The sequence below is a fragment of the Candidatus Dormiibacterota bacterium genome, from assembly GCA_036495095.1.
GTDB lineage: Bacteria > Chloroflexota > Dormibacteria > Aeolococcales > Aeolococcaceae > CF-96.
Map to the genome: position 1 here is coordinate 40,990 of DASXNK010000063.1, position 7,833 is coordinate 48,822.

Consider the following 7,833-nt stretch of genomic DNA (forward strand, 5'->3'; position numbering starts at 1 on the left):
CTCGGCCTCCCGTCACTCGGTCACGCCGGCGTCGCGGAGCGCCTTCCACACCTTGTCGGAGGTGACCGGCATGTCGATGTTGCGGACGCCGAGGTGGGCGAGACCGTCGATGACCGCGTTGACGTAGGCGGCGGGGGAGCCGACCGTGGCCGACTCGCCGACGCCCTTGGCGCCGATCGGGTGGTGGGGCGACGGTGTCACCGTCTCGCCGAGCTCGAACCTCGGCGTCTCCCACGCGGTCGGCAGCAGGTAGTCCATGAAGCTGGAGCCGATGCAGTTGCCGTCGTCGTCGAAGGTGATCAGCTCCATGAAGGCGATCCCGAAGCCCTCGGTGAGGCCGCCGTGGATCTGGCCCTCGACGATCATCGGGTTGATCCGCACCCCGCAGTCGTCCACCGCCACCATCCGCCGCACCTTCACCTCGCCGGTGCCGCTGTCGATGTCGACCACCACCAGGTAGGTGCCGTACGGGTAGGTCATGTTCGGCGGGTCGTAGTAGACGACGCCCTCCAGCCCCGCCTCCATCCCCTCGGGGAGGTTGGTGTAGGCCGCGAAGGCGCAGTCCTGGATCGTCTTCGCCTGATCCGGCGAGCCCTTCACGAAGAAGCGCCCGTGGTCGAACTCGATGTCCTCCTCCGCCGCCTCGAGCAGGTGCGCCGCCAGCTGCCGCGCCTTGGCCCGCAGCTTGCGCGACACCATCGCCGTGGCCGCGCCGCCCACCGGCGTCGACCGCGACGCGTACGTGCCCAGCCCGTACGGGGTGTGGTCGGTGTCGCCCTCCTGCACCTCGACGTCGGCGGCGGGGATGCCCAGCTCCTCGCAGACGATCTGCGCGAAGGTGGTCATGTGCCCCTGGCCCTGGGTCTGCACCCCGAGCTTCAGCACCGCCTTGCCGGTGGGGTGCACCCGCAGCTCGGCGCTGTCGAACATCCGCAGCCCGGCGATGTCGTACTCGGCGCCCTTGCCCGCGCCCACCACCTCGGTGAAGCTGGCCACGCCGATGCCCATCAGCTCGCCCCGGGCCCGCTTCTCCGCCTGCTCCCTGCGCAGCTCGTCGTAGCCGAGCATCTCCAGGGCGAGCTTCATCGCCGTGGGGTAGTCGCCGCTGTCGTAGACGAATCCGGTGGCGGACCTGTAGGGGAACGCCTCCGGGGGGATGAAGTTGTTCAGCCGCAGCTGGGCGGGGTCGGTGCCGGTCTCGAGCGCGGCGCTCTCCACCAGCCGCTCGATCATGTACGAGGCCTCGGTCACCCGGAACGAGCAGCGGTACGCCACCCCACCCGGCGCCTTGTTGGTGTAGTAGCCGTCGGCGGTGATGTGCGCCGCGGGGATGTCGTACGACCCGGTCACGATGTGGAAGAGCCCGGCCCGGAACTTGGTGGGCTGGGCGTCGGCGAAGAACGCCCCGTTGTCGCTGAGCAGGCTGACCCGCAGCCCGATCATCCTGCCGCCGGTGTCGAGGGCCATCTGCCCGGTCATGTGGTAGTCGCGGGCGAAGCCGGTGGAGATCAGGTTCTCGTAGCGGTCCTCCACCCACTTCACCGGCCGGCCGATCAGCAGCGACGCCGCCGTCGCCACCACGTAGCCGGGGTAGATCGGCACCTTGTTGCCGAAGCCGCCGCCGATGTCGCGGGTGATGATCCGGATCTTGTGCTCGGGCAGCCCCGCCACCAGCGCGAAGAGGGTGCGGTGGGCGTGGGGCGCCTGGCTGGTGATGTGCAGGGTCGCCTGCCCGGTCACCGAGTCGACGTCGGCGACGATCCCGCAGGTCTCCAGCGGCGCCGGGTGGCAGCGCGGGTAGTGGGTGGACAGCTCCACCACCTTCGCGGCCCGGGCGAAGGCGGCGTCGGTCGCCTCCCTGTCCCCCGACTCCCAGTGGTAGCACTGGTTGTCGGTCTGCCCCTCCTTCTCGTCGCGGATCAGCGGCGCCCCCGGCTCGCGCGCCTGCTGCGGGCTGGTCACCGCCTGCAGCGGCTCATAGTCGACCTCGATGAGCTGGACCGCGTCCTCGGCGATGTAGCGGCTCTCGGCGATGACCGCGGCCACCTCCTGCCCCTGGAAGCGCACCTTGTCGGTGGCCAGCACCGCCTCGGTGTCGCCGCTCAGGGTCGGCATCCAGGCGAGGTTGTGCTGGGCCATCAGCTCGCCGGTGACCACCGCCACCACCCCGGGCACCGCCGACGCCGCGGCGGTGTCGACACCCCTGATCCGGGCATGCGCGTACGGGCTGCGCAGGATCGCCATGTGGAGCATCCCCGGCAGCACCAGGTCGTCGACGTACTGGCCGCGTCCCTGGAGGAACTTGGCGTCCTCCTTGCGCTTGATGCTCTCGCCGACGCCGCCGACCGGGCCGACCGCCATCGCGCTCATGTCCTGGCCCCCGCTGCCACGAGCTCGGCGGGTGCCGGTGCGGCCGCCGCCGCCCGCTGGGCCGCGGCGGCGTGCAGCACCGCCTTGACGATGTTCATGTAGCCGGTGCAGCGGCAGATGTTGCCGCTGATCGCCCAGCGGATCTCGTCGTCGGTGGGATTCGGATTCTGCTCGAGCAGCGCGGTCGCCACCAACATCATCCCCGGGGTGCAGAAGCCGCACTGGAGCCCGTGCTCCTGGTGGAAGCCGTCCTGCACCGCGCTGAGCCTGCCGCCCTGAGCGAGGCCCTCGACCGTGGTGATCGCCCGGCCCTCGGCCATCGGCGCGAGCACAGTGCAGGACTTCACCGGGCGGCCGTCGAGCAGCACCGTGCAGGCGCCGCAGCTGCTGGTGTCACAGCCGACGTGGGTGCCGGTCATCCCCAGCCGGGTGCGGATGAAGTCGACGAGCAGGGTGCGCGCCTCGCAGTCGGCGCTGCGCTCGGCGCCGTTGACGGTGACCGTGACCTTCACGCCCCAACCTCCTGTGCCTGCCGGATCGCGGCCCGCAGCCCGCGCTGGACGAAGACCCGCACCACGTCGCGCTTGTACTCCGCGCTGCCCCGGACGTCGGTCCGCGGCTCGCTCGCCGCCGCCGCCAGCCGCGCCGCCTCTGCGATCACGTCCTCGGTGGGCCGTGCGCCCTGCAGCACCGCCTCTGCGGCGGTGGCCTTGATGTTCTGAGGGCCCACCGCGGTGAGGCCGATGCCGGCGCTGCCGATCGTCCCGTTGCTCATCTCCACCTGCACCGCCACCCCGACGGTGGCGAAGTCGCCGACCTTCCGCTCGAGCTTGAGGTAGGTGCCGCCCACCCGGCCCCGCGGCCGCGGCACCCGCACCTGGGTCAGCACCTCGGTGGCATCGAGCGCGGTGGTGAAGGGGCCCTGGAAGAAGTCGGCGATGGGGATGACCCGCTCGCCGCCGCGGCTCAGGGCGACCACGCCGGCGTCGAGGGCGAGCATCACCGAGCCCCAGTCACCGGCGGGGTCGGCGTGGGCGAGCGAGCCGCCGAGGGTGCCCATGTTGCGGATCAGCGGGTCGGCGATCTGTGGCGCCGCCGCCGCCATCGTGGGGTAGCGGGCGCGGATCACCTGCGCCGCGCCGAGGACGCTGTGGCGGACCAGCGCTCCGACCGCCAGCCACATCGCGTTTTCCTCCACGTAGGTGAGCTCGGAGAGGTTGCCGAGGTCGACCAGCAGCGCCGGCGAGGCCAGCCGCAGCTTCAGGAGGGGGATGAGGCTCTGCCCGCCGGCGAGCGGCCTGGCCTCGTCGCCGCGCTGGGCGACCACCGCGAGGGCCTCGTTCAGCGTCTGCGGGACGGCGTACTCGAAGGCTGGTGGGAACATGGCTGGGCGCTACCTCCTCCACGGGCGGTGGCGGGGCCCACGATGGCAGCCCCGCGCCTGGAGAAGGGTCCTCCTCCGGCGCCCACCCGTCACCACCGAGTCGGATGAATCTGGTGCGCCCGGCGTATGAAAACCGGCGGCGCGAGGCCACCCGATCGGGTACACGCCCGCCACCGATCGGATGAGGTGGGACCCGGAGTGGGGGAGCGGACGGGCCACGGCGGCCCGCCCGATCCCCGCGGGATGGGAAGGGTGCCGGGGTTACTCGGAACCGGTGGCCTGGTGGTCGGCGGCGGGGTCGGAGGGGTTGTCGGCGTGACCGCCGGGGCCGTCCGGCGCGGCCCCCTCGCCGGCCGGGTCGGGCTGCTCGGGCCCCTCGGCGGCGGTGGCCGGCGCCGGGACGGTGGCCGCGGCCTTCACCGCGTGGATGGTGGTGGTGGTCGTGGCCGACGCGGGGCCATGGGCCGCGATCGCGTAGCCGCCGATGCCGGCGGCGACGAGGGCGCCGGCGGCGCCGAGGAGGAGCGGGCGGACCCGTGGGAGAAGCGACATGGACGGAGCCTCCGGTGATCGATCTCGCAGCCCTGGCCGGTCGGCCGGCTGCCCTGTGCCCAGCATCGGCCGGTGACCTGACCGGGCCCTGACCGGAGGCCACCGACCGGACGTCAGACTCCGGTCAGGTTCCGGGGGCACGATGGCGGCATGCGAGTGCTCGTGGTCGAGGACGACCTCCGGCTGGCCTCGACCCTGCGCCGGGGCCTCGAGGAGGCCGGCTTCAGCGTGGACCTGGCCGGCACCGGGGACGAGGCCGCCGCCGCCACCGCCGCGACCCCGTTCGACCTGATCGTCCTCGACGTGATGCTTCCCGGGCGCGACGGCTTCGCGGTCTGCACCGAGCTCCGCCGCCGCCGGGTGCGGACCCCGCTGCTGATGCTGACCGGGCGCGACGCGGTGTCCGACCGCATCCGCGGGCTGGAGGCGGGCGCCGACGACTACCTGGTCAAGCCCTTCGCCTTCGGCGAGCTGCTGGCGCGGCTGCGCGCGCTGGGGCGCCGCCACCTCGCCGACCGCACCGCGGTGATCGAGAGCGGAGGCATCCGCCTCGACACGGCGGCGCGGACGGTGACCGTCGGCGGCCGTCCGGTGGAGCTGCGGAGGAAGGAGCTCGCGGTGCTCGAGCACTTCATGCACAACCCCGGCCGGCTGCTCACCCGGACCCAGGTCGAGGAGCACGTGTGGAGCTACGACTTCTCCGGCGGCTCCAACCTGGTGGAGGCGTACATCGCCCGCATCCGCCGCAAGCTGACCGACGCCGGCGCGGAGGATCCGTTCACCACCGTCCGGGGCTCCGGCTACCGCTTCGAACCACGCCCGTGCGCGACCTCCTCCGACGAACCCGCGTCCGTCTGACCCTCGCGGTCGCCGGCGCGTTCCTGGCCGTGGCCGCGATCGCGGCCACGGGTCTCTGGCTCGGCTTCGCCCACGTCGAGTACCAGGCCGTCGACACCAGCCTGTCGAGCCAGGCGCAGACGCTGCTCTCCGCCCTGCAGGACGCCAACGGCAGGCTGAGCTTCCAGGGGGGCGAGGCCCTCCCCGGGGAGACCCCCGAGGGCATCGCCGTGGGCGCGCTCCTCGAGGACGTGCACGGCAGGGTGCTGGACCGGTCCGGGGCCCCGCCCGGCGCCGCCGCCGTGGCCCCGGCGGCCGCCGCCGCGGTGCGGACGCGGGCGTCGGTCTTCACCACCATCGTCGACGCCGGCCGCGCCGAACGGGTGCTGGCCGTGCCCGTCGACGCCGGCGGCACCGTCGCCGGGGTGGTCGCCGTCAGCCGGCCCGTCCAGGAGCTCCGCGACACCCTGCTCGTCCTCGCGCTGCTCCTCTGCGGCGGCGTCGTCCTGCTCACCGCGGTGGTGGCCAGCCTCGCCTGGCTGCTCGCCGGCCGGGCGCTGCGACCGGTGCGCCAGATCGCGGCCACGGCACGGGATCTCAGCGAGCACGACCTGCAGCGGCGAATCACCCTCGACCTGCCCGCCGACGAGCTCGGCGAGCTGGCCGCGACCTTCAACGGGATGCTGGCTCGCCTCGACACCGCGTTCACCACCCTCCAGCAGTTCACCGCCGACGCCGCCCACGAGCTCCGCGCTCCCCTCGCCCTGCTCCGCGCCGAGCTCGAGGTGTCGCTCGCCCGGGTGCGCACGCCCGAGGAGTACGAGGCCAGCCAGCGGATCGCGCTCGCCGAGGTGGAGCGGCTCGCCGCCCTCGCCGACCAGCTGCTGCTGCTCGCCCGGGCCGACGCCGGGGCGCTCCAGCCCACCGTCGAGGAGGTCGACATCGGCGACCTGGTCGAGGAGACCGCGGAGCGCTGGCGGCCGCTCGCCGGCCGGCGCGGCATCGAGGTGACCGCGGAGGTCCACCAGGAGGGCGCCCTCCCCGGCGACCCCCTGCTGCTCCGGCGGCTGCTCGACAACCTCGTCGACAACGCGGTGCGTCACAGCCCCGACGGCGGCCGGGTGCGGGTCGGCGTGGTCCGCGGCGACATGTGGGAGGTCACCGTCTCGGACGGCGGCCCGGGCGTGCCCGCGGAGCTGCGCGCCACCCTCTTCGAGCGGTTCGCCCGGGGCGACACCGCGCGCGGCCGGGCCACCGGCGGCGCCGGCCTGGGGTTGGCCCTGAGCCGGGCGATCGCCGGACTCCACGGCGGATCGATCGCGCTCGACCCCGACGGCGGGCCCGGTGCTCGCTTCCGGGTGCGCCTGCCCCGGGCTGCCCGCCTCTGAGCACCGCCCGGGTCGGGTACAACCGGCGGGGCATGGATCTCGCCGTCACCGCCGCCGACGTCCGCGACGCGGCCCGCCGGCTCACCGGACGGGTCCATCGCACCCCCGTGGTCGCCCTCGACCGCCTCGGGCTGTGGGTGAAGTGCGAGAGCCTGCAGGGCATCGGCGCCTTCAAGATCCGCGGCGCCACCAACGCCGTCCTCGCCCTCCGGCCCGCCGGCGTGGTCACCGCCAGCAGCGGCAACCACGGGATGGCGGTGGCGGCGGCGGCGGCGGCGGCGGGCATCCCCGCGGTGGTGGTCATGCCCGCGAACGCGACCGCATACAAGCGCGAGGAGGTGGCCCGGTTGGGCGCCGAGGTGGTGATCAGCCCGCCCGAGACCGAGGCGCGCAACGCCGCGGCGCTGGCGGTGGCCGAGGCGCGAGGCCTCACCCTGATCCCCGCCTACGACCATCCGCTGGTGATCGCCGGCCAGGGGACCTGCGGCCTGGAGATCGCCGAGCAGGCCGGCGACGCCGCCACCGTGATCGTGCCCCTCGGCGGCGGCGGGCTGCTGTCCGGGGTCGCGGTCGCGCTGCGCGACACCCGGGGGGCGCGGGTGCGCATCGTCGGCGTCGAGCCCGAGGACGGCGACGACACGGTGCGCTCGCTCCGGGCGGGGCGGCGGGTGACCGTACCGGCGCCGAGGACGATCTGCGACGGCGCTCGGAACACCACCCCGGGGGAGCTGACCTTTCCGCTGGTCGCGGCGCTGGTCGACGAGGTCGTGGCGGTCACCGACCCCGAGGTGGTCGACGCGGTCCGGGCCCTCGCCACCGCCGGGCTGGTGGTCGAGCCCACCGGCGCCCTGGCGGTGGCCGCGGCGCTCCGGGGGGCGTCCACCACCGGGGGCGGGGCCACCGTCTGCGTGGTCACCGGGCGCAACATCGCCCCCGAGGAGCACGCCCGGCTGGTGCTGGGGAGGGTCTGAGGATGCAGGGCTCGGAGCTGTACCGCGGGCCCCTCGACGAGTTCGTCGGGGCGCGCACCGAGCTCGCCCGCCGGCTCCGCGGCGACGGCGACCGCGAGGCCGCCACGGCCGTCGCCGGGCTGCGCAAGCCCTCGCTCGGCGCCTGGGTGGTGGACCAGCTCGCGGCCGGGGCGCCGGACCTGGTGCGCGACCTGCTCGCCGCCGCATCCGATGCCCGGGAGGCGCAGCGGCAGGCCGCCCCCGAGGCGCTGCGGGAGGCGAGCGCCCGGGTCCGCACCCTGCTCGACGAGGCCGGTCGCCGGGCCCGGGGGATCCTCGAGCAGTCCGGCCA

General features: G+C 74.4%; 8 protein-coding genes. 4 read left to right on the forward strand and 4 right to left on the reverse strand.

Annotated elements, in window-relative coordinates; genetic code table 11:
• Positions 1-12 precede the first annotated feature (12 nt).
• The 4 genes from VGL20_06805 to VGL20_06820 all read right to left on the reverse strand — a co-directional run bounded on the left by VGL20_06805 (position 13) and on the right by VGL20_06820 (position 4,306).
• Positions 13-2,361 carry an aerobic carbon-monoxide dehydrogenase large subunit gene (locus VGL20_06805; GenBank protein ID HEY2703383.1) on the reverse strand — a complete coding sequence of 783 codons (2,349 nt, stop codon included), beginning with the start codon at positions 2,359-2,361 and terminating at the stop codon, positions 13-15.
• Between the two features lie 5 nt (positions 2,362-2,366).
• Positions 2,367-2,882 (reverse strand): (2Fe-2S)-binding protein, encoded by a 516-nt coding sequence (locus tag VGL20_06810; GenBank protein ID HEY2703384.1) that lies wholly within the window; start codon positions 2,880-2,882, stop codon positions 2,367-2,369.
• Entirely contained in the window at positions 2,879-3,754 is an 876-nt protein-coding gene (locus VGL20_06815; GenBank protein ID HEY2703385.1) for a xanthine dehydrogenase family protein subunit M, read from the reverse strand. The genes VGL20_06810 and VGL20_06815 overlap by 4 nt, the downstream gene beginning before the upstream one ends.
• A 261-nt stretch (positions 3,755-4,015) precedes the next feature.
• Positions 4,016-4,306: a hypothetical protein gene (locus VGL20_06820; GenBank protein HEY2703386.1), complete on the reverse strand. Its 291-nt coding sequence runs from the start codon at positions 4,304-4,306 to the stop codon at positions 4,016-4,018.
• 150 nt (positions 4,307-4,456) lie between these two features.
• Between VGL20_06820 and VGL20_06825 the strand changes: the two genes are divergently transcribed.
• From VGL20_06825 to VGL20_06840, 4 genes are all read left to right on the forward strand, one after another.
• A complete protein-coding gene (locus VGL20_06825) occupies positions 4,457-5,164 on the forward strand; it encodes a response regulator transcription factor (protein HEY2703387.1) in 708 nt (235 codons plus the stop codon).
• Positions 5,128-6,531, forward strand: coding sequence for an ATP-binding protein (locus tag VGL20_06830; GenBank protein ID HEY2703388.1), 1,404 nt, complete (start codon positions 5,128-5,130; stop codon positions 6,529-6,531). The genes VGL20_06825 and VGL20_06830 overlap by 37 nt, the downstream gene beginning before the upstream one ends.
• Positions 6,532-6,563: 32 nt before the next feature.
• Positions 6,564-7,502: a pyridoxal-phosphate dependent enzyme gene (locus VGL20_06835; GenBank protein HEY2703389.1), complete on the forward strand. Its 939-nt coding sequence runs from the start codon at positions 6,564-6,566 to the stop codon at positions 7,500-7,502.
• 2 nt (positions 7,503-7,504) lie between these two features.
• Positions 7,505-7,833 (forward strand): hypothetical protein (locus tag VGL20_06840; protein ID HEY2703390.1); only part of this gene is annotated, 329 nt, incomplete at its 3' end.